1 protein-coding gene (cut by a window edge) is annotated in these 24,687 nt (G+C 72.0%); it reads left to right on the forward strand.

Annotated elements, in window-relative coordinates; all coding sequences use genetic code 11:
• Nucleotides 1–24,687, forward strand: the 5' portion of a protein-coding gene (locus tag KHP12_RS46520; protein ID WP_211834628.1) for a type I polyketide synthase. The gene runs 13,005 nt beyond the window's last position; the window shows 24,687 of its 37,692 coding nt (coding positions 1–24,687); its start codon is at nt 1–3; the stop codon falls past the right edge of the window.

The raw sequence follows: 24,687 nt of genomic DNA on the forward strand, positions 1-24,687 counted from the left end.
ATGAAGAGTTCCGACGGCACCTCGCCGAGCACGACGGACGCGCCGATCGCGGTCGTCGGACTGTCCTGCCGCCTCCCCGGAGCACCCGACCCCGCCACCTTCCGGCAACTGCTCCGCGACGGCGCCGACGCCATCACGGAGGCCCCGGAAGGACGGTGGGACGCGGACACTGGCGCCCCTCGGCGGGCCGGGGTCACTGATACCCCTCGGCGGGGCGGATTCCTGGACCGGGCCCGGATCGACCACTTCGACGCCGCCTTCTTCGGCATCTCGCCACGCGAGGCCGCGGCCATGGACCCCCAGCAGCGACTGACCCTGGAACTGACGTGGGAGGCCCTCGAAGACGCCGGAATCGTTCCGGACCGGCTCCGCGACAGCCGTACCGGCGTGTACATCGGTGTGATCGCGGACGACTACGCCACGCTGATCCGGCGGGGCGGCCCGGAGGCCATCGACCGGCACAGCTTCACCGGACTCCACCGCGGCATCATCGCCAACCGCGTCTCCTACCACCTCGGCCTGCGTGGCCCCAGCCTCACCCTCGACGCCGGACAGGCGTCCTCGCTGGCCGCCATCCACCTGGCCTGCGAAAGCATCCGCCGCGGCGAGACGTCCATCGCCATCGCCGGCGGCGTCCACCTCAACCTCGCCCCCGAGAGCGGCATCAGCGCCGCCCGGTTCGGCGGGCTGTCACCGGACGGTGTCACCTACGCCTTCGACGCCCGCGCCAACGGCTTCGTACGCGGCGAGGGCGGCGGCGCCGTCGTCCTCAAGCCCCTCGCGGACGCCCTCGCCGACGGTGACCCCGTGTACTGCGTCATCCGGGGCAGCGCACTCAACAACGACGGTGGCGGCGACCACCTCACCACCCCCCACCAGGAGGCCCAGGAGGACCTCCTGCGCCGTGCCTACCGGCAGGCCGGAGTGGACCCCGCCCGTGTCCAGTACGTGGAACTCCACGGCACCGGTACGAAGGTCGGCGACCCGATCGAGGCCGCGGCACTGGGCGCGGTCCTGGGCGCGCCACGGCGACCCAACGACGCCCCGCTGCTGGTGGGGTCGGCCAAGACCAACGTGGGCCACTTGGAGGGCGCGGCGGGTGTCGTCGGCTTCATCAAGACGGCCCTGGGGCTCAAGTATGGCGAACTCTTCCCCAGCCTCAACTTCCGGACACCCAACCCTGACATTCCCCTGGACCGGCTGAAGCTGCGGGTGCAGACGACCTCCGAGGCGTGGCTCGCGGACGCGGCGGGGACGCGGGAGGCGTTGACCGCCGGGGTGAGCTCGTTCGGAGTGGGCGGGACGAACTGCCATGTGGTGCTGTCCGGGGCACCGGAGCTCGCGGTGGCTCGGGACGTGGCGGGAGCTGAGCGGAAGGACGCTCCTGCCCGGATCCCGTGGGTGGTGTCGGGGCGCTCCGAGGCGGCGTTGCGGGCGCAGGCGGGTCGGTTGGCGTCGTACGTGGGGGAGCGGGCGGAGCTGTCGGCCGGGGATGTCGGGTTCTCTCTGGCGACGACGCGTAGTGCGTTTGAGCATCGTGCGGTGGTGTTGGGGTCGGACCGTGGGGCTTTGACTGAGGGTTTGGGTGCGGTGGCGGAAGGTCGGGATGCCGCGGGTGTGGTGCGGGGTGTGGTGGTGGGTGGTGATGGTCGTGCGGTGTTGGTCTTCCCTGGTCAGGGGTCGCAGTGGGTGGGTATGGCTGCGGGGTTGTTGGAGTCGTCGCCGGTGTTTGCGGAGCGGTTGGGTGAGTGTGCGGCGGCGTTGGGGCCGTTTGTGGAGTGGTCGTTGGTGGATGTGCTCAGCGACCCTGCGGCCCTGGAGCGGGTTGATGTGGTGCAGCCGGTGTTGTGGGCGGTGATGGTGTCGTTGGCGGAGCTGTGGCGTTCGTATGGTGTGGAGCCCGCGGCGGTCATTGGTCATTCCCAGGGTGAGATTGCGGCGGCGTGTGTGGCGGGTGCGTTGTCGTTGGAGGATGCGGCACGCGTGGTGGCGCTGCGAAGCAAGGCGCTGCGGGCGCTTTCGGGGCTCGGCGGGATGGCCTCGGTGTCGTTGCCGGTGGACTCGGTGCGGGAGCGGTTGGGTCGGTGGGGTGAGCGGTTGTCGGTGGCGGCGGTGAACGGGCCTTCGGCAGTCGTCGTCTCCGGCGATGGCGATGCGTTGGACGAGCTGCTGGCCGTGTGTGAGGCGGAGGGGGTCCGGGCGCGGCGTGTTCCGGTGGATTACGCCTCGCATTGCGCTCATGTGGAGGCCATTGAGGGCGAGCTTCGGCAGGCCCTCGCGGGGATCAGCCCTCGGTCGTCGTCGGTGCCGTTCTATTCGACGGTGACCGGTGGAGTGCTCGATACGGCCGCTCTGGACGCCGGGTACTGGTACCGCAATCTGCGCCAGACCGTGCGCTTTGAGGAGGCCGTGCGCGCGTTGCTGGCCGACGGTTTCCAGGTGTTCATCGAGGCCAGTGCCCACCCCGTACTCACGGTGGGGGTGGAGCAGACCGCAGAGCAGCATGGCTCCGACGTGGCGGCCATCGGTTCGCTGCGTCGTGACGAAGGCGGTCTGGATCGCTTCCTGACTTCCGTGGCCGAGGCGTATGTGGGCGGTGCCTCCGTCGACTGGACGGGGATGTTCGCGGGGACGGGTGCGCGTCGCGTTGAGCTGCCCACGTACGCGTTCCAGCGCAAGCGGTACTGGCTGGACGTCCAGGCGCTGCCACAGCCGAGCGCGCTCACCGAGGCCGCTGCGACCGACCTGGATGACGGCGCGGGCCACACATCGGCGACCGACGCGGCGTCGCTGCTGCGCGCGCGTCTCGCCCCGCTGGATGACGCCCAGCGAGGCGAACTGCTGGCGGACCTGGTACGTGATCAGGTCGCCACCGCGCTGGGGTACGAAGGGCCGGAGGCCGTCGATCTGGGCCGGACCTTCAAAGAACTGGGCTTCGATTCGCTCGGCGCCGTCGACTTCCGCAACCGACTGAACACCACGACCGGACTGCGACTGTCGACCGCGCTGCTGTTCGACCACCCCACGCCCCGGGCCCTCGTACGCCATCTGCGGGACAGGCTTCTGGGCGACGACGGGCGAGAGGAGACCGCGTCGGCACCGGCCGGCGTGGCCCCGGACGAGCCGATCGCGATCGTGGGCATGAGCTGCCGCTACCCCGGTGGTGTGCGGTCGCCCGAGGAGCTGTGGCAGCTGATCGCCTCCGGCGGGGACGCCATCGGGGGGTTCCCGGCGGACCGGGGCTGGGATCTGTCCGGGCTGTATGACACCGACCCCGGACGAGCCGGGACCACGTACACCCGCGAAGGCGGATTCCTCTACGACGCCGGGGACTTCGATGCCTCCTTCTTCGGCATCTCGCCGCGCGAGGCGCTGGCGATGGACCCGCAGCAGCGGCTCTTGCTGGAGACCTCCTGGGAGGTCTTCGAACGCGCGGGGATCGACCCGGCCGGGCGGGACAGGAGCCGGACCGGTGTCTTCGTGGGAGCGATGTCCCAGGACTACGGCCCGCGGATGCACGACGCCTCGGATGAGCTCCAGGGATACCTGCTGACCGGCAACACCGTCAGCGCCGCTTCCGGCCGCATCTCCTACACCATGGGCTTCGAGGGCCCGGCGATGACGGTGGACACCGCCTGTTCGTCCTCCTTGGTGGCCCTGCATCTGGCGGTCCAGTCGCTGCGCCAGGGCGAGTGCGCGCTCGCACTCGCCGGTGGTGTGACGGTGATGCCGACGCCGGGGCTGTTCGTGGAGTTCAGCAGGCAGCAGGGGCTGGCCCCGGACGGCCGGTGCAAGCCGTTCGCGTCGGCGGCGGACGGCACGGGCTGGGCCGAGGGCGCCGGGATGCTGCTGCTGGAGCGGCTGTCGGATGCGCGGCGGAACGGCCACCAGGTGCTCGCGGTGGTGCGGGGCAGCGCCATCAACCAGGACGGTGCGTCAAACGGCCTGACCGCGCCGAACGGACCCTCCCAACAGCGCGTGATCCGGGCGGCGTTGGCGAACGCCGGACTTTCCCCCGCCGACGTGGACGCGGTCGAAGCGCATGGCACGGGCACGGCCCTGGGCGATCCGATCGAGGCCGAGGCGCTGCTCGCGACCTATGGGCGGGAGCGGAGCGCCGAGGACCGGCCGCTGTGGCTGGGCTCGGTGAAGTCCAACATCGGTCATACGCAGGCCGCCGCGGGTGTGGCGGGTGTGATGAAGATGGTGCTCGCGATGCGGCACGGGGTGCTGCCCAAGTCGCTGCACGTCGATGAGCCGTCGCCGCATGTGGATTGGTCCGCGGGTGCGGTGGAGCTGCTGACGGATGCCGTGGAGTGGCCGCAGACGGGCCGGTCGTGGCGCGCGGGGGTGTCGTCGTTCGGCATCAGCGGGACGAACGCCCACGTCATCGTGGAGCAGGCTCCCGCAGAGGCGGGCGTTGCCCAGCCGGTGGACGAGGGGCGGGAGGCCCCGGCGTCGGTGCCGTGGGTGGTGTCGGCGAAGTCCGAGGGTGCGTTGCGGGCGCAGGCGGAGCGGTTGCTGTCGGCGGTGCGTGGGGAACTGGGCGCTGAGGCGTCGGTCGTGGATGTGGCCTCGGCATTGGTGACCACGCGGTCGATGTTCGAGCACCGGGCAGTGGTGCTGGCCGGTGACCGTGAGGGGTTTGCCGCTGGGCTGGAAGCGCTGGTGGATGGTGTACCGGCGGCGGGTGTGGTGCGGGGTTCTGTGGTGCCGGGGAAGCTGGCGGTGTTGTTCTCGGGGCAGGGCAGTCAGCGGGTCGGGATGGGCCAGGGGCTGTATGAGGCGTTTCCGGTGTTCGCCGATGCCTTCGATGAGGTGTGTGGGCAGTTTGACGGGGTGTTGGAGCGTCCGCTGCGGGAGGTGGTCGGCGGGGGCGCGAATGGCCTGGATGAGACCGCGTATACCCAGTGTGGGTTGTTTGCGGTGGAGGTGGCGCTGTTCCGGTTGGTGGAGTCGTGGGGTGTGCGGCCCGACTTCGTGGCCGGGCATTCGATTGGTGAGTTGGTGGCGGCGCATGTGGCGGGTGTGTTGTCGCTTGCGGATGCGTGTGTGTTGGTGGCGGCTCGTGGGCGGTTGATGCAGGGGTTGCCGTCGGGTGGGGTGATGGTGTCGGTACAGGCCGCCGAGGCCGATGTGCTGCCGTTGCTGGCCGGTCGCGAAGCCGAGGTGAGCGTGGCGGCGGTCAATGGTCCGCGTTCGACGGTGATTTCCGGTGTTGAGGCGGCGGTGGCGGAGGTCGCCGGGCTGCTGGAGGCCGGGGGTGTCAAGACGAAGCGGCTGCGCGTCTCGCATGCGTTCCATTCGCCGTTGATGGAGCCGATGCTGGCGGAGTTCCGGCGGGTGGCCGAGGGGTTGTCGTACGCGCCTCCGCGCATTCCCGTCGTGTCGAACGTGACGGGCCTGGTGGCGGATGCCGAGGCGCTGTGCTCCGCCGAGTACTGGGTGCGGCATGTGCGTGAGGCCGTCCGGTTCGCGGACGGGGTACGGAGTCTGGCGGGCGCGGGAGTCACCACCTGCCTGGAGCTGGGGCCGGACGGCGTGCTGTCCGGGATGGGGCAGGAGTGCGCGCCGGACGCCGCCTTCGCATCGGTGCTGCGCGCCGGTCGGGATGAGATCCCTTCCCTGCAAGAAGCACTCGCCGAGATCTATGTACGGGGGCGGCAGGTCGACTGGTCAGCCCTGTTGGCGCCGGCCCGCCCCCGTCGTGTGGAGCTGCCGACGTATGCGTTCCAGCGGGAGCGCTTCTGGTTGGAGCCGGTCCGCAGCGGCACGGCCCCGGCACTGTCGCAGGTGGCTGGTGGCTGGCGGTATCAGGTGTCGTGGGTGCCCGTTGCGGACGTGGTGGGCGCTGCTCTGACGGGCACGTGGCTGGTGGCGGTCCCGGCGGGGCTGGCCGGGGACGAGTGGGTTGCGGAGTGTGTGGCCGCGTTGGCTGGGCGCGGTGCCCTGCCTGTCGTGGTCGAGCTTGGTCAGGACGACGCCGACCGTGCGGTGATGGCGGACCGGCTGCGCCGGGCCATGGAAGGGGCCGAAGTCTCCGACGCCTCGGGTGTGGTGTCGCTGCTGGCACTGGCGGAGGGGCGGCACGGTGAGTACGGGTCGGTGCCGTTGGGGCTGGCCCTGACCTTGTCCCTGCTCCAGGGGGTCGGGGATGCGGGCGTGGGTGGCCGTGTGTGGTGTGTGACGCGGGGTGCGGTGGCGGTGGGCGGTTCGGAGAGCCCATCGGGTGTGGAGCAGGCGGCGGTGTGGGGGCTGGGCCGGGTGGCCGGGCTGGAGGCGCCGGAGCGCTGGGGTGGCCTGCTCGACCTGCCCGAGGTGTGGGATACGCGGGTGGCGGACCGGCTGGTGGGCGTGGTGAGTGGCCGTGCCGACGAGACCGAGGTGGCGGTGTGGTCGTCGGGCGTGTTCGGTCGCCGTGTGGTGCGTGCGGTCGAGGGTGCACATGGCGTCGGGGGCTGGGTGCCGTCGGGCACGGTGTTGGTGACGGGTGGGACGGGTGCGTTGGGTGCCCATGTGGCGCGGTGGCTGGCGCGGGCGGGTGCGGAGCATCTGTTGCTGGTGTCGCGGCGTGGCCCTGAGGCTGAGGGTGCGGATGAGCTGTGTGCCGAGCTGCGTGAGACGGGCGTTCGGGTGACGGTTGTGGCGTGTGATGCGGGCGACCGGGATGCGCTGGCCGGGGTGTTGGCCGGGGTGCCGGAGGAGTTTCCGCTGACGGCTGTCGTACACACGGCGGGTGTGCTGGATGACGGGGTGCTGGACGGGCTGTCGGTGGAGCGGTTCGAGGGTGTGTTGCGGGCGAAGTCCGAGGCGGCGTGGCATCTGCACGAGCTGACGCGGGAGCTGGACCTTGCGGCGTTTGTGCTGTTCTCGTCGTTCTCGGGGACGGTGGGTGCCGCGGGTCAGGCCAACTACGCTGCGGCGAACGCGATGTTGGACGCTTTGGCGGAGTGGCGGCGCGGTGCGGGGCTCCCTGCCACCTCCGTGGCCTGGGGTCCCTGGGCCGCTCACGGCATGGCAGAGGCCGTCGCGGACCGGTGGCGGCGCCATGGCCTTCCCGCGATGGACCCCGAGTCGGCCGTCGCCACCCTGGAGCAAAGTGTCAACCACCCGGCGGCAGCGGCTCTGATCGTCGCCGACGTTGAGTGGGACACCCTGGCCGGGACGATGGCGGACACCCGTTCGCGCCGACTCCTCCACGACCTCATGGCCTATGGCTCACCCGACACCCCCAACGAGGTCACGACCACCGAGGGGTCGCTTCGGCGCCGACTCGCCGGGCTGGGGACGGCGGAACAAGACCGCATCCTCCTGGAGTTCGTGCGGTCCCATGTGGCGGCCGTCCTGGGACACCGCCGTCCCGGGGCCATCGACGCCGACCGTGCCTTCAAGGAACTGGGTTTCGACTCCCTTGCCGCGGTGACCCTGCGCAACCGGCTGAACGCGGCCACCGGGCTGAGCCTGCCGAGCACTCTGCTCTTCGACCACCCCACCGTGACGGCGCTGGTCAAACTGTTGCGCACCGAGGCGTTGGGGCTGCGGAACGGCGCGGACGCCGCGTTGCCCGTCGCCGTGGCCGCCGCCGACGAGCCCATCGCCATCGTGGCCATGAGCTGCCGTTTCCCCGGCGAGGTGCGAACGCCGGAAGACCTGTGGCAGCTGCTGATCGCCGGGCGCGAGGTGCTGACCGAGTTCCCCGCCGACCGCGGCTGGGACCTGGACACGCTCTACGGGCCGGACCCGGACGAACGCGGCAAGAGCTATGTCCGCGAGGGCGGTTTCCTCGAGGGAGCGGGCGACTTCGACCCGAAGTTCTTCGGGATCTCGCCGCGTGAGGCGGTGGCGATGGACCCCCAGCAGCGGCTCCTGCTGGAGACATCGTGGGAGGCGTTCGAGCGGGCCGGGATCGATCCCACGCTGCTCCGGGGCAGTCGGACCGGTGTCTTCGTGGGCAGCAACGGCCAGGACTACGCAACCAGCCTGCGGCAGGCGGCGGCGGAGCACATCGAGGGCCACCTGGTCACCAGCAGCGCCGCCAGCGTCGTCTCCGGCCGTATCTCCTACACCTTCGGCTTCGAGGGCCCGGCGGTCACGGTGGACACCGCCTGTTCGTCGTCGCTGGTCGCGCTGCATCTGGCGGCGCAGTCCCTGCGTCAAGGCGAGTGCTCGCTGGCGCTCGCCGGCGGTGTCACCGTGATGTCCACGCCCGAGCTTTTCGTGGAGTTCAGCCGTCAGCGCGGTCTGGCGGCCGACGGTCGGTGCAAGGCGTTCGCGGCGGCCGCGGACGGCACCGGCTGGGGCGAGGGGGTGGGCTTGCTGCTGCTGGAGCGCGTCTCGGATGCGCGGCGCAACGGCCACCAGGTGCTGGCGGTGGTACGCGGCTCCGCCGTCAACCAGGACGGTGCGAGCAACGGCCTCACCGCACCGAGCGGCCCTTCACAGCAGCGGGTGATCCGCGCCGCCCTGGCGAACGCCCGGCTGTCGGCCACCGACGTCGATACGGTCGAGGCGCACGGCACGGGTACGACGCTGGGCGATCCGATCGAGGCGCAGGCCCTGCTGGCCACGTACGGGCAGGAGCGGCCCGGCGAGCGGCCGCTGTGGCTCGGCTCCATCAAGTCCAACATCGGCCATACCCAGGCAGCGGCCGGTGTGGCCGGGGTCATCAAGTCGGTGCTGGCCATGCGCCACGGCCTGCTTCCGCAGACCCTGCACATCGATGAACCGTCACCGCACGTGGACTGGTCGACGGGTGCGGTGGAGCTTCTGACCGCCCCGACGCCATGGCCCGAAACCGGTCGGCCCCGTCGGGCGGGCGTCTCCTCCTTCGGCGTGAGCGGCACCAACGCCCATGTGATCCTGGAGCAGGGGCCGATGGTGTCCGATGCCGCTACGGACGCCACCTCGGAACCGAGCAGCGTGGTGCCGTGGGTGGTATCGGCACGGTCCGATGCGGGGCTCCGGGACCAGGCCGCGCGCTTGCTGTCGACGGTGGGCGACGAGGCCGGTCCGGCGTCCGCGGATGTCGGTCTGTCGCTGGTCACCACGCGCGCGGCCCTCGAGCGGCGGGCGGTGGTGCTGGGCGGTGACCGTACCGCGCTCGTCAGTGGTCTGACCGCGCTGGCCGAGGGGCGCGAGGCCGCGGGTGTGGTGCGCGGGGCGGCCACTGGCTCCTCGGACCGCGTCGCCTTTGTCTTCCCTGGTCAGGGATGGCAGTGGGTGGGGATGGCGGCGGGGTTGTTGGAGTCGTCGCCGGTGTTCGCGGAGCGGTTGGGTGAGTGTGCGGCGGCGTTGGCGCCGCTCGTGGACTGGTCGCTGGTGGACGTACTCAGCGACCCCGCGGCCCTGGAGCGGGTGGATGTGGTGCAGCCCGTGTTGTGGGCGGTGATGGTGTCGTTGGCGGAGCTGTGGCGTTCGTACGGTGTCGAGCCCGCGGCCGTCATTGGTCACTCCCAGGGTGAGATCGCTGCGGGCTGTGTGGCGGGTGCGCTGTCGCTGGAGGACGGGGCGAAGGTGGTGGCCCTGCGGAGCAAGGCGTTGCGCGCGCTGTCGGGGCTCGGCGGGATGGTGTCGGTATCGCTGCCCGTGCGTGAAGTGCGGGAGCGGCTGGGCCGTTGGAGTGAGCGGTTGTCGGTGGCGGCGGTGAACGGGCCGTCGGCGGTCGTGGTCTCCGGCGACGCCGACGCGCTGGACGAGCTGCTGGCGGCGTGCGAGGCGGACGAGGTCCGGGCGCGTCGCATCCCCGTCGATTACGCTTCCCACTGCGCTCATGTCGAGGCCATCGAGGACGAGCTTCAGCAGACCCTCGCGGAGATCACTCCACGCCCGTCGTCGGTGCCGTTCTACTCCACGGTCACGGCAGATGTGCTGGACACCCAGGAACTCGACGCCGGGTACTGGTACCGCAATCTGCGTCAGACGGTGCGCTTCGACGAGGCCGTCCGCGCCCTGCTCGCCGACGGCTTCGATACCTTCATCGAGGCCAGCGCCCACCCCGTCCTGACGATGGGCGTGGAGCAGACGGCCCAGGACCACGGCACGCACATCACCGCCGTCGGATCACTGCGCCGCGACGAAGGCGGGCTCGACAGGTTCGCCACTTCCCTCGCCGAGGCATACGTGGGTGGCGCCGCTGTCGACTGGGCGGCCATGTTCGCGGGCACGGGCGCCCGATGCGTCGACTTGCCGACGTACGCCTTCCAGCACCAGCGCTACTGGGTCGAGCCCTCAGCCGTGGCGGGCGATGTGTCCTCGGTCGGACTGACCTCCGCCGACCACCCCCTCCTCGGCGCGGCGACCGCCCTGCCCGACTCGGACGGGTGGTTGCTGACGGGCCGCCTTTCGCTCCGTACGCATCCCTGGCTCGCCGAACACACCGTACTCGGCCGGGCCCTGCTGCCCGCGTCCGCATTCGCCGAGTTGGCGCTGCGAGCCGGTGACGCGGCCGGATGCGACCGCGTGGCGGAGCTGACGCTGGAGGCGCCTCTGGTGCTTCCCGAACGGGGGGCCGTACAGCTCCAGTTGACCGTAGGCGGGCCCGAGGAGGACGGCGGACGTCCCGTACGGGTGTACGCGCGGCCGGAAGACACTACGGACCGGCCGTGGACCCGGTACGCCTCGGGAACGCTGGTCCACAGCGAAGCCCACGGCGAGGCCCAGAGCCACGCCACTGACCTCAGCATATGGCCGCCGACCGGTGCGGAGGCCGTCGACATCGCCGACTTCTACGAGCGGTTGGCCCATACCGGCGTGGCGTACGGGCCCGTCTTCCGTGGCGTTCGCGCGGTATGGCGCCGCGGTGACGAGCTCTTCGCCGAGGTGGTGCTGCCCGAGGAAGCCCATGGCGAGGTGCCCCGGTTCGGCATCCACCCGGCTCTGCTGGACACCGCCTTGCAGCCGGGCCTGGCACCCCTCTCGGGCGATGCGGACGGCATCCGCCTGCCGTTTCTCTGGAGCGGTGTGTCGTTGCACGCGACCGGGGCGTCGACGCTCCGCGTACGGCTGACCCACAAGGGCACCGACACCCTGTCCGCAGTGGTCGCCGACCCGGCCGGAACGCCGGTGGCCACGGTGGACGCGCTGGTGGCACGGCCGGTGACGGAGGAGCAGCTCGCGGCCGCGACAGCGGAGCCCGGCGACGGCCGACCGGAACGGGCCACCGTGGTCCGCCGCGCACTGGCCCGGACGGCGCCCGCAGCGGAGGAGGCGTCACTACGGCGGCGCCTGCGCAGAGTGGGCGACGCGGAGCGCGAGCGGATGGTGCTGCGCACGGTCCAGGACCAGGCCGCCACCGTCCTCGGCCACAGCACACCGGACGCGGTCGAGCCGGAGATCTCCTTCAAGGAACACGGTTTCGACTCCCTCACGGCGGTGGAGCTGCGGAACCGGCTGAACGCGGCCACCGGCGAGCGGCTGCCCGCCACGGTCGTCTTCGACTACCCGACCCCCCGCGCGCTCGCGGAATACCTCCGCACGGAACTGCTCGGCTCGCGGGAGAGCGACGCCCCCTCGGCACCCGCGCCCGCCACCCGGGCCGAGCCGGACGACGATCCGATCGCCATCGTCGCCATGGGGTGCCGTCTGCCCGGTGGCGTCCGATCCCCGGAAGAGCTGTGGGACCTGCTGACCGAGGACCGTGACGCGATATCCGGCTTCCCCGAAGACCGTGGCTGGGAGCTCGACGGACTCTACGACGCCGACCCCGACGTCCCCGGGAAGACCTACACGCGCCACGGTGGCTTCGTCGACGGCGCGGGCGAATTCGACGCGGCGTTCTTCGGCATCTCACCGCGTGAGGCGGTGGCGATGGACCCGCAGCACCGGCTGCTGCTGGAGACGTCCTGGGAGACCTTCGAGCGCGCGGGCATCGACCCGGCCTCCCTGCGCGGCAGCCAGACCGGTGTCTTCGTGGGCGCCGGATCACATGGCTACGGCGCGGGCCCGATCCGGCCGTCGAGCGGTGTCGAGGGCTATCTGCTCACCGGTAACGCCCTCAGTGTCACCTCCGGTCGGCTCGCCTATGCGTTCGGCTTCGAAGGGCCGGCCGTCGCCGTCGACACGGCGTGCTCGTCGTCGCTGGTGGCGCTGCACCTGGCCGCGCAGTCGCTGCGGCAGGGCGAGTGCTCCCTGGCCCTGGCCGGTGGCACCGCCATCATGTCCACCCCCTGGACCTTCGTCGGCTTCAGCCGCCAGCGGGGGCTGGCCCCGGACGGGCGCTGCAAGCCCTTCTCCGCCGCCGCCGATGGCTTCGGCCCGGCGGAGGGCGTCGGTGTGCTGCTGCTGGAGCGCCTGTCGGACGCCCGCCGGAACGGACACCGTGTGCTCGCCCTCGTACGGGGCACCGCCATCAACCAGGACGGTGCGAGCAACGGCCTCACCGCGCCCAACGGCCCCTCGCAACAGCGGGTGATCCGCGCCGCGTTGGAGAACGCGCGGCTGTCGGCGGCCGAGGTGGACGCGGTCGAGGCCCATGGCACCGGCACCAAGCTGGGCGACCCCATCGAGGCACAGGCCCTGCTCGCCACGTACGGCAGGGGCCGCCCCGAAGAACGGCCGCTGCTGCTGGGCTCGTTGAAGTCGAACATCGGGCACACGCAGGCGGCGGCGGGTGTGGCCGGTGTGATCAAGATGGTGCTCGGCATGCGGCACGGCGTGCTGCCGCGCACCCTGCACCTGGATGAGCCATCGCCGCATGTGGACTGGTCCGCGGGTGGGTTGCGCCTGCTGACGGACGAAATGCCCTGGCCGGAGACGGGACGGCCGCGCCGCGCGGCGGTCTCCTCCTTCGGGATGAGCGGAACCAACGCCCACGCCGTGCTGGAAGCGGCCCCGCTCGACGAGGTCCCCGGCCATGGTGTCGATGACGACGCCCCGGCCGAGGGACTGCCGGAGATCACGCCATGGGTGATCTCCGGACGGTCGGACACCGCGGTCGAGGCGCAGGCGGGACGGCTGCTGACGCATGTGCGCGGGCACGGAGAGGTTTCGCCCGCCGATGTCGGGCTGTCGTTGGCGACCACACGCAGTGTCTTCGAACACCGCGCGGTGGTGCTGGCGGGGGACGGGGACGGTCTCGTCAACGGCCTGAGCGCGTTGGCCGAGGGGAACACAGCCCCCGGTGTGGTGCGCGGGATGGCGACCGCCCGGGACCACGCGGTGTTGGTCTTCCCTGGTCAGGGGTCGCAGTGGGTGGGTATGGCTGCGGGGTTGTTGGAGTCGTCTCCGGTGTTTGCGGAGCGGTTGGGTGAGTGTGCGGCGGCGTTGGGGCCGTTTGTGGAGTGGTCGTTGGTGGATGTGCTCAGCGACCCTGCGGCCCTGGAGCGGGTTGATGTGGTGCAGCCGGTGTTGTGGGCGGTGATGGTGTCGTTGGCGGAGCTGTGGCGTTCGTATGGTGTGGAGCCCGCGGCGGTCATTGGTCACTCGCAGGGTGAGATTGCGGCGGCGTGTGTGGCGGGTGCGTTGTCGTTGGAGGACGCCGCGCGGGTGGTGGCGTTGCGGAGTAAGGCGTTGCGGGCGCTTTCGGGGCTCGGCGGGATGGTGTCGGTGTCGCTGCCGGTGGACTCGGTGCGGGAGCGGTTGGGTCGGTGGGGTGAGCGGTTGTCGGTGGCGGCGGTGAACGGGCCCTCGGCGGTCGTGGTCTCCGGCGATGCGGATGCGTTGGAGGAGTTGCTGGCCGGGTGCGAGGGCGAGGGGGTCCGGGCGCGTCGTATCCCCGTGGACTACGCCTCACACTGCGCTCATGTTGAGGCGATCGAGGACGAGCTTCGGCAGGCCCTCGCGGGGATCGACCCTCGGCCTTCGTCGGTGCCGTTCTATTCGACGGTGACCGGCGGTGCGTTGGACACCGGGGAACTGGACGCCGGGTATTGGTACCGCAATCTGCGCCAGACCGTGCGCTTCGACGAGACCGTGCGTGCCCTGCTGGCCGACGGCTTCCAGGTGTTCATCGAGGCCAGTGCCCACCCCGTCCTGACGATAGGTGTGGAGCAGACCGCCGAGGACCACGGCACCCGTGCCACCGCGGTCGGTTCGCTGCGTCGCGACGAAGGTGGTCTGGAGCGCTTCACGACCTCCCTGGCCGAGGCGTACGTGGGCGGCGCGTCCGTCGACTGGGCACGGCTCTTCGCGGGAACGGGCGCGAAGCGCGTCGATCTGCCGACGTATGCCTTCCAGCGCACCCACTTCTGGCTGGAGTCCGAGGCCATCGATGCCGCAGGCGATGTGGCGTCGGTGGGGCTGGAGTCGGCAGAGCACCCGTTGCTGGGGGCCGCCGTGCCGCTGCCCGGCTCGGACGGATTCCTGCTCACCGGTCGGCTCTCGCTCCGTACCCACCCCTGGCTCGCCGACCACGCGGTGCTGGGCCGGGCCATCCTGCCCGGTACGGCGTTTGTCGAGCTGGCGTCGAGGGCCGGTGACGCGGTCGGTTGTGACCGGCTCGAGGAGCTGACGCTGGAGGCGCCCCTGGTGCTGCCCGACGAGGGGGCGGTCCAGGTGCAGCTGGTCGTGGGCGGCCCCCGGCAGGACGGGCAGCGCGAGTTCAGCGTGCATGCCCGCCGTGACGACGCCCCGAACGCCCCGTGGACGTGCCACGCGAAGGGCGTGCTGGCCCTGAACTCCTCGGCCGTCGACGGGACGACGGGTCCGGCGGATCTGAAGGCATGGCCACCGGCGGGCGCGGAAGCGGTCGAGACCGCGGGCTTCTACGAGGACGTGGCGGCCACCGGACTGGCGTACGGACCGGTGTTCCGAGGGCTGCGCGCCGTCTGGCGCAAGGGCGACGAGGTCTTCGCCGAGGTGGCACTCGCCGAGGAATCGCGCGCCGACGCGGCCCGGTTCGGGCTGCATCCCGCGCTGCTCGACACGGCGCTGCACGCGTGGCTGGTGTGCGCCGCCTCGCGTCCGGAGAAGGACGGGATCCGGCTGCCGTTCGTGTGGCGTGGTGTGTCGTTGCACGCCACCGGCGCGAGCTCCCTGCGGGTACGGCTGGCCCCTGCGGGCACCGATGGGATGTCCGTCCTGGTGGCCGACGCCGCCGGTACGCCGGTGGCGACGGCGGAGGCGCTGGTCACCCGGCCGGTCTCGGAGGCACAGCTCGTGTCGTCCACCGACGGTGGCGAGTCGCTGTACCGAGTGGAGTGGATCGCGGGGCCCACAACCGCCTCGGTTCCCGCCACCGACCGGTGCGCCGTGGCCGGACCGGACCCCTTCGGCCTGTCCAGGGCGTTGAAGGTGGCCGATGGGTCGGTGGAGGAACACGCCGACCTGGCCGCTCTCGCGGCACATGTACGATCGGGCGCTCCCATGCCGGACCTGGTGTTCGTGACCGTGCCCTCCACCTCCGGCGAGGACGTCGTCCCGGCGGCACACGCCGTGGCCCGCCGGACCCTGGACATGGTGCGGTCGTGGCTGGCGGAGGACGGGTTCGCCGCGGCCCGGCTGGTGTTCATCACCCGGGGCGCGCTGGCCACCGAGGACGGTGAGGACCCGCGCGACCTGGCCGCGGCCCCGGTCTGGGGGCTGGTGCGATCTGCGCAGGCCGAGCATCCCGACCGTTTCGTCCTGCTGGACGTGGACGGTGCCGAGTCATCGTTCACCGTGGTGCACCAGGCGGTGTCCACCGGGGAGCCGCAGCTCGCGGTGCGCGGTGCCGAGGTGCTGGTGCCACGTCTGGCCCCCGGCGTCGCGAAGGGTGTGCTGACGCCACCGGATGGCACGGCGGCGTGGCGGTTGGAGCCGTCCGGGGCGGGCACGCTGGAGGGACTGACGCCGGCCACGGCCACGGACGCCACCCGCGAACTCGGTGCGCACGAGGTGCGGGTCGCCGTGCGCGCCACGGGCCTGAACTTCCGCGATGTCCTCATCTCCCTGGACATGTATCCGGACGAGGCCGTGATGGGCGGCGAGGGCGCCGGTGTGGTCGTGGCCACCGGCCCCGGTGTGACGTCCCTCGCCGTCGGCGACCGGGTGATGGGGCTGTGGTCCGGTGGTTTCGGACCGCTGGCCGTCGTGGACCACCGCACCCTGGTGCGGATCCCGGACGGCTGGTCCTTCACCGAGGCCGCGTCCGTTCCCGTGGTGTTCGTGACGGCCTTGTACGCGCTGCGGGAGTTGGCGGGCCTGCGGCGCGGTGAGTCGCTCCTGGTCCATTCCGCCGCCGGTGGTGTGGGAATGGCGGCGGTGCGGCTGGCGCGGGCCTGGGGCGTCGAGGTGTTCGCGACCGCGAGCGAGACCAAGTGGGACGTCCTGCGCGGCCTCGGGCTGGACGAGGCGCGTATCGCGTCGTCGCGCACGCTGGAGTTCGAGGAGCGGTTCAGGGACTCCTCGTCCGGTCGCGGTGTGGACGTGGTCCTGGACTCCCTGTCCGGTGAGTTCGTGGACGCGTCGCTGCGGCTGCTCGGCGAGGGCGGGCGGTTCATCGAGATGGGCAAGACGGATGTGCGGTCCGCCGACGCGGTGGCCGCGGCCCATCCGGGCGTGCTGTACCGGGCGTTCGACCTGGGGGAGGCGGGCCCCGAGCGCATCGGGGAGATGCTCGCCGAGATCGTGGATCTCTTCGAGCGTGGTGTGCTGGAGCCGCTGCCCGCACGGGTGTGGGATGTGCGCAGGGCTCCCGAGGCGTTCCGGTTCATGAGCCAGGCGCGCCATGTGGGCAAGCTGGTGCTGAGCGTTCCGGCCGCACCGGACCCGGAGGGGACCGTACTGATCACCGGCGCCGGTGGCGTCCTGGGCGGACTGATCGCCCGGCATCTGGTGGCGGAGCGCGGCATGCGCCGGCTGCTGCTGGTCAGCCGCCGTGGCCGCGCGGCCGAGAGTATGGCGACGCTCGAGGCGGAGCTGACGGCCCTGGGAGCCTCGGTCACCGTCGCCGCCTGCGATGTCGCCGACCGTGACGCGCTGGCCGACCTGCTGGCGGACCTCCCCGACGGACACGGCCTGACCGGTGTGGTCCACGCCGCGGGCATCCTGGACGACGGAACGGTGGCCTCGCTGACACCGGAGCGGCTCGACGCGGTGTTGCGCGCCAAGGTGGACGGGGCATGGCATCTGCACGAGCTGACGCGCCGTTTCGATATGGCCATGTTCACCCTGTTCTCGTCGACCGCCGGGGTCCTGGGGTCCGCGGGCCAGGCCAACTACGCCGCCGCCAACACGTTCCTTGACGGACTGGCCCAGCGGCGCCGGGCGATGGGCCTGCCCGGAGTGTCGCTCGCCTGGGGCCTGTGGGCCGAGCGCACCGGAATGACCGGACACCTCGGCCAGGCGGACCTCTCGCGGATGACACGGGCCGGGCTGGTGCCGTTCCCCTCCGAGGAGGGGCTGCGGCTGTTCGACGCGGCCGGCCGGCTGGCCGAGGGCCTGGTGGTGCCCGCCCGGCTCGACCTCGGCCACCTGGCGGCCGCCGCCGACACCACGCCCGTACCCCCGTTGCTCAACGGACTCGTACGACGGCCCATCACACCCCGGCGCGCCTCGGCCCAGGAAGACCCCGGAACCCAGGAGGCCCCGCTGGCGCGGCGGCTGGCCGGGCTCGGTCAGGGGGAGCGGCAGCGGACGCTGCTGCGTCTGGTCCAGGAACACGCCGCCACGGTCCTCGGCCATGGGACGGCAGCCGCGGTGGTCACCGATCGCGGCTTCCTGGAGCTCGGCTTCGACTCGCTCACCGCGGTCGAGCTGCGCAACCGGCTGAACGCGGCCACCGGGCTGCGGCTGCCCGCCACCCTCATCTTCGACTACTCGACCCCCGCCGCGCTGGCCGGACACCTGGGGGAGGAGATCGCCCCCGCGGCGGCGGACGACCCGTCGGACGTGGCCGCCGAACTCGACCGGCTGGAAGCCGCGTTGCTCGGCACCGACACGGCAACCGACGACGCGACTCGCGCGATGGTGGCCGACCGGCTGAAGCGCCTGCTGCCCCAATGGGACGGGGACCGTGGCGGCCCGCCGCCGGACGGCCCGGCCGGTGGCCCCGCCGCGGCCCGCGAGCCGATCGCGATCGTCGGGATGAGCTGCCGCTTCCCCGGCGGGGTGCGCTCGCCCGAGGAGTTCTGGCGGCTGCTGAACGGGGCCGAGGACGCCATCACACCGTTCCCCGACGACCGCGGCTGGGACCTCGGCTCGCTCTACGACGCGGACCCCGACCGGCCCGGCACCTCCTACGCGCGCGAGGGCGGATTCCTGCACGACGTCGGCGACTTCGATGCCGACTTCTTCGGGATCTCACCACGTGAGGCGCTGGCGATGGACCCGCAGCAGCGGCTGCTGCTGGAGACCTCGTGGGAGGCCGTCGAACGGGCGGGCCTCGACCCGGCCTCGCTCAGGGGCAGCCGGTCCGGAGTGTTCGTCGGCGCGGTGGCCCCCGACTACGGGCCGCGGGTGCACGAGGCCACCGACGGTGTCGAGGGCCATCTGGTGACCGGCAGCGCCATCAGCGTCGTGTCCGGGCGGGTGGCCTACACCCTGGGCCTGGAGGGCCCGGCCGTGACGGTGGACACCGCGTGTTCCTCGTCGCTGGTCGCCCTGCACCTGGCCGTACAGGCGCTGCGCCAGGGGGAGTGCTCCTTCGCGCTGGCCGGTGGCGTCACCGTCATGGCCACGCCCGGCACGTTCATCGGCTTCAGCCGGCAGCGCGGACTGGCGGCGGACGGGCGGTGCAAGCCGTTCTCGGCGGCGGCTGACGGGTTCGGGCCCGCCGAGGGCGTGGGCATGCTGTTCCTGGAGCGGCTCTCCGACGCGCAGCGCAACGGCCACCCCGTGCTGGCGGTTGTCCGGGGTACGGCGACCAACCAGGACGGTGCGAGCAGTGCGTTGTCCGCTCCCAACGGCCCGTCGCAGCAGCGGGTGATCCGCCAGGCGCTGGCCAATGCCGGGCTCACGGCCGGGCAGGTCGACGCCGTCGAGGCACACGGCACGGGAACGAAGCTGGGCGATCCGATCGAGGCACAGGCGCTGCTGGCCACCTACGGCCGTGAGCGCGCCACGGACCACCCGCTGCTGCTGGGATCGGTCAAGTCGAACATCGGACATACGCAGGCGGCCGCCGGTGTGGCCGGTGTGATGAAGATGGTGCTGGCGATGCGCCACGGCGTGCTGCCCCGCACCTTGCACATCGACGAGCCGTCCCCACACGTGGACTGGTCGGCGGCTACGGTCGAACTCCTCACCGAGGCCACCGCATGGCCCGAGGGTGAGGAGCCGCGCCGGGCCGGCGTGTCCTCGTTCGGCATCAGCGGCACCAACGCCCACGCCATCATCGAGCAGGCGCCACCACTGGCCGCTACCGACACCGCTTCTGGGGCCGCTTCCGACACCGCTTCTGAGGCCGCTTCCGAGGCCGCTTCCGGCGCGGACGTGGCGGGGGAGACAGAGGAGGCGGAGGCGCCCCGGACGGCGCTGCCGCTCATCCCCTGGCCGCTGTCCAGCAAGTCCGAGGCGGCGCTGCGCGCCCAGGCCACGCGGCTGCTGGACCATGTGGAGCGGCACCCGGAAGCCGCGGCCGAGGGCATCGGACTGTCCCTCGCCACCACGCGGACCGCCTTCGACCACCGCGCCGTCGTGCTGGCCCCGGACCGCGCGGACGCGGTACGGATCCTGGCCGATCACCTCGCCGGCCGAGGCACCTCCGGGCTGGTCGAAGGCGTCGCCAAGCGCAGCGCCGGGGTCGCCTTCGTCTTCCCCGGCCAGGGGTCGCAGTGGGTGGGCATGGCGGCCGGGCTGCTGGATTCCTCGCCGGTGTTCGCCCGGCGGATCGACGAGTGCGCGACGGCCCTGGCACCGTATGTGGACTGGTCGCTGGTGGATGTGCTCAGCGACCCCGCGGCGCTGGAGCGGGTGGATGTCGTACAGCCCGTCCTGTTCGCGGTGATGGTGTCGCTGGCGGAGCTGTGGCGCTCGTACGGCGTGGAGCCGTCGGCTGTCATCGGCCACTCCCAGGGTGAGATCGCGGCGGCGTGTGTGGCGGGTGCGCTGTCGCTGGAGGACGCCGCGAAGGTGGTGGCCCTGCGCAGCCAAGCACTGCGGGCGCTGTCCGGGCGTGGTGGCATGGCGTCGGTGTCGCTGCCCGTGGAGGCGTTGCGGGAGCGGCTCGCGGCGTGGGGTGAGCGGCTGTCGGTGGCGGCGGTGAACGGCCCCTCGGCGGTCGTGGTCTCCGGCGACGCCGACGCGCTGGAGGAGCTGCTGGCGGCGTGCGAGGCGGAGGAGATCCGGGCGCGCCGCGTCCCCGTGGACTACGCCTCGCACTCCGCCCACGTCGAGAGCCTCGAGGACGAGATCCGGCGCACCCTCGCCGGGATCGCTCCGCGCTCCTCCTCGGTGCCGTTCCACTCCACGGTCACCGGCGGCGTACTGGACACCACCGAGCTGGACGCCGGCTACTGGTACCGCAATCTGCGCGCGACCGTGCGTTTCGACGAGGCCGTACGGGTGCTCCTCGACGAGGGCTTCCAGACGTTCGTGGAGGCCAGCGCCCATCCGGTGCTCACCATGGGCATCGAGCAGACGGCCGACGACCACGGCACCCCCGTGGCGGCGATCGGCTCGCTGCGCCGTGACGAAGGCGGCCTGGGCCGGTTCCTGACCTCCCTGGCCGAGGCCCACGTCGGCGGCATCGCCATCGACTGGCGGACGGTGTTCGCCGGAACCGGTGCGCACCCCGTCGACCTGCCCACCTACGCCTTCCAGCACCAGCGCTACTGGCTCACCTCGGCCACCACCGCGCGCTCCACCGACGCCACGTCGGGCGAAGACAGCGCGGACACGCACTTCTGGCAGGCCGTGGAGCGCGGGGACGCCGAGGCGCTGGCCGCCACGCTCCAGGTCCAATCCACCGAGCAGCACGCCTCGTTGGGCACCGTCCTGCCCGCCCTCGCGCAGTGGCGTCGGCAGCGGCGCTCCGAATCGACCGTGGACGAGTGGCGCTACCGCGTGATCTGGCGCCCCAAGAGCGGCATCCCGGCGGCCTCGCTTCCGGGGCCATGGCTGCTGCTGGCTCCCAGCTCCCGCCCCGACGACCCGCTGGTCACGGCCTCCCGCGAGGCACTCGCGGCACACGGCGCCGAGGTCGTCCTCGTCGAACTGGGCGCGGATGCCGCACACCGCGCCACCATGGCCGAGCGGCTGCGCGCCGCCACCGCCGACCACCCGCTGGACACGCTGTCCGGCGTGCTGTCACTGCTGCCGCTCGACGAACACCCGTACCCCGACCACCCCGTGGCCACCACCGGCCTGACCCTGACCCTCGCCCTGATCCAGGCCCTGGACGACCTCGGCATCCGCGCCCCGCTGTGGTGCGCCACCCAGGGCGCGGTGTCCATCGGCAGCTCCGATCCGCTCACCAGCCCCGACCAGGCGGCGGTGTGGGGCCTGGGCCGGGTGGCCGGAGTGGAGTACCCGGACAGCTGGGGCGGGCTGATCGACCTTCCGCGCACCATGGACGCCCGGGCCGGGGCCCGGCTCGCCGGGGTGTTCGCGGACGGCGGCCCCGAGGACCAGGTCGCGATCCGCGCCTCGGGCGTGATGCTGCGGCGGCTCGAGCCCGCACCCCTCGGGAACACCCCTGCGCGGCGCATCTGGAAGCCCCGTGGCACGGTCCTCATCACCGGTGGCACCGGCGCCCTCGGCACTCATCTGGCCCGGTGGCTGGCGGACAACGGCGCCGAACACCTGGTGCTGACCAGCCGCCGTGGGCTCGCGGCCCCCGGCGCCGAAGACCTGGTCGCCGAACTGGCCGAACAGGGCACCCGGGTCACCGTCGCCGCCTGTGACGTGGCGGATCGCGCCGCGCTCCAGCGCGTCCTGGACTCCGTACCCGACGACCGGCCGCTCACCGCCGTCATCCACGCCGCGGCATATATCGACCTGGCCGGGCTGGGCGCCACGACCTCGGCGGAGTTCGCCGAGGTCATGGACGCAAAAGTGGCGGGCGCGGCCCATCTGGACGAGTTGCTGGGCGACACCCCGCTGGACGCGTTCGTGTTGTTCTCCTCGGTGTCCGGGCTGTGGGGCGTGGGCGACCACGGCGCGTACGCCGCCGCCAACGCCTACCTGGACGCGCTCGCCGAGCGGCGGCGGGCGAACGGCCTGACGGCCACCTCGGTGGCCTGGGGGGTGTGGGACGCCACCGGCGACAACATGCCCGAGGCCCTGGACCTGGACCAGTTGCGGCGGCGTGGACTGCGGTTCATGGACCCGGCGCTCGGCATCGCCGCGCTGCGGCAGACCCTCGACCACGACCAGACCCACCTGGCCATCGCCGATATCGACTGGGAGAACTTCATCCCGGTCTTCACCTCCGCCCGCCCCAGCCCACTGCTGGACGAACTGCCCGCGATGCGACGCATCCAGGAGGGGGTCGACACCGTCGGGTCGGTCGCGAACGCGTCGGCCGACACCTCCTCGGATCTGCGGCAGCGGCTGACCGGACTGACTCCCACCGAGCGTGAGCACACCGTCCTGGAGCTGGTGCGCGCGCAGGTGGTGGCCGTTCTCGGACACACCACATCGGACGCGGTGGATTCCGAACGCGCGTTCAAGGACCTCGGCTTCGACTCGCTGACGGCCGTCGAACTGCGCAACCGGCTCAACGCGGCCACCGGACTGCGCCTGCCCGCCACACTGGCCTTCGACTACCCCAGCACCGCCGTCCTGAGCGAGCACATCCTCACCGAGTTGACGGGAGCGACGGCCGACGAGGCGGACGTTCCCGCCCTCCCGCGGACGGTGTCAGGGGCGGAGATGGCCCGGGCCGTGCCCGTGGACTCCGACGACGACCCCATCGCCATCGTGGCGATGAGCTGCCGCTATCCGGGTGGGGTGTCCTCCCCCGAGGAGCTGTGGCAGCTCATCATGTCCGGCGGTGACGCGATCGGCGGGCTGCCCACCGACCGTGGCTGGGACATCGAGGGCATCTACGACCCGGACCCGGACGCGCCCGGCAAGACGTATGTGCGGGAGGGCGGTTTCCTCTACGACGCGGGCCATTTCGACCCGGCGTTCTTCGGGATCTCGCCACGCGAGGCGCTGGCGATGGACCCCCAGCAGCGACTGCTGCTGGAGACCTCATGGGAAGCCTTCGAGCGCGCCGGTGTGCCCGCGCTCGCGCTGCGCGGCAGCCGCACGGGCGTCTTCATCGGCTCCAACTACCAGGAGTACGGGCCGCGGGTGCATGAGGCACCCGAGGGCTCCGAAGGCCACCTGATGACGGGGAGCGCGGCCAGCGTCGTGTCCGGACGCGTCGCGTACGCCTTCGGCTTCGAGGGCCCCGCGGTGACCGTGGACACCGCGTGCTCCTCGTCCCTGGTGGCCATGCACCTGGCGGCGCAGGCGCTGCGGAACGGGGAATGCTCGCTGGCACTCGCCGGTGGCGTCGCCGTCATGCCGAACCCCGGTGCCCTCATCGGCTTCAGCCGCCAGCGCGGCCTGGCGCTCGACGGCCGCTGCAAGGCGTTCGCGGGGGCAGCGGACGGCATGGGCCTCGCCGAGGGCGTCGGTGTGCTGCTGCTGGAGCGGCTGTCCGACGCCCGGCGGAACGGGCATCGGGTGCTGGCCGTGGTGCGGGGCAGCGCGGTCAACCAGGACGGTGCGTCGAACGGTTTGACGGCGCCGAACGGTCCGTCCCAGCAGCGGGTGATCCGGGCGGCGCTGGAGAGTGCTCGGCTGTCGGCCGCCGAGGTGGACGCGGTGGAGGCGCACGGTACGGGAACGAAGCTGGGCGATCCGATCGAGGCGCAGGCGCTGCTCGCGACCTATGGGCGGGAGCGCAGCGCCGAGGACCGGCCGCTGTGGCTGGGCTCGGTGAAGTCCAACATCGGTCATACGCAGGCCGCCGCGGGTGTGGCGGGTGTGATGAAGATGGTGCTGGCGATGCGGCACGGTGTGCTGCCGAGGACACTGCATGTTGATGAGCCGTCGCCGCATGTGGATTGGTCGGCGGGTGCGGTGGAGTTGTTGACGGATGCGGTGGCGTGGCCGGAGACCGATCGTCCGCGGCGTGCGGGTGTGTCGTCGTTCGGGATCAGTGGCACCAATGCACACGTCATCCTGGAACACGCCCCCGAGGAGCTGCCCGTCGCCGGGCAGGTGACCGACGCGCCTGATGAGTCCGATGAGTCGATGCTGGTGCCGTGGGTGGTGTCGGCGAAGTCCGAGGGCGCGCTGCGGGCCCAGGCGGAGCAGCTGCTGCCCTATGCCCGGGGTGAGGCCGGGGCGGAGGCATCGCTGGCCGATACGGCGTTGTCGCTGGTCACGACTCGGTCGGCCCTCGATGAGCGGGCGGTGGTGCTGGCGGGCGATGGCGAGGGGTTTGCCGCTGGGTTGCGGGCGCTGGTGGATGGTGTACCGGCGGCGGGTGTGGTGCGGGGTTCTGTGGTGCCGGGGAAGCTGGCGGTGTTGTTCTCGGGTCAGGGCAGTCAGCGGGTCGGGATGGGCCGGGAGCTGTATGAGGCGTTCCCGGTGTTCGCGGACGCGTTTGACCAGGTGTGTGCCCTGTTCGACGTGGAGTTGGAGCGTCCGCTGCGGGATGTGGTGTTCGTGGATGCGGAGGGGCTGGATGAGACCGTCTTCACGCAGTGTGGGTTGTTTGCGGTGGAGGTGGCGCTGTTCCGGTTGGTGGAGTCGTGGGGTGTGCGGCCGGACTTTGTGGCGGGGCATTCGATCGGTGAGTTGGTGGCGGCGCATGTGGCGGGTGTGTTGTCG

The sequence above is a fragment of the Streptomyces asiaticus genome (assembly GCF_018138715.1).
Classification (GTDB): Bacteria; Actinomycetota; Actinomycetes; order Streptomycetales; family Streptomycetaceae; genus Streptomyces; species Streptomyces asiaticus.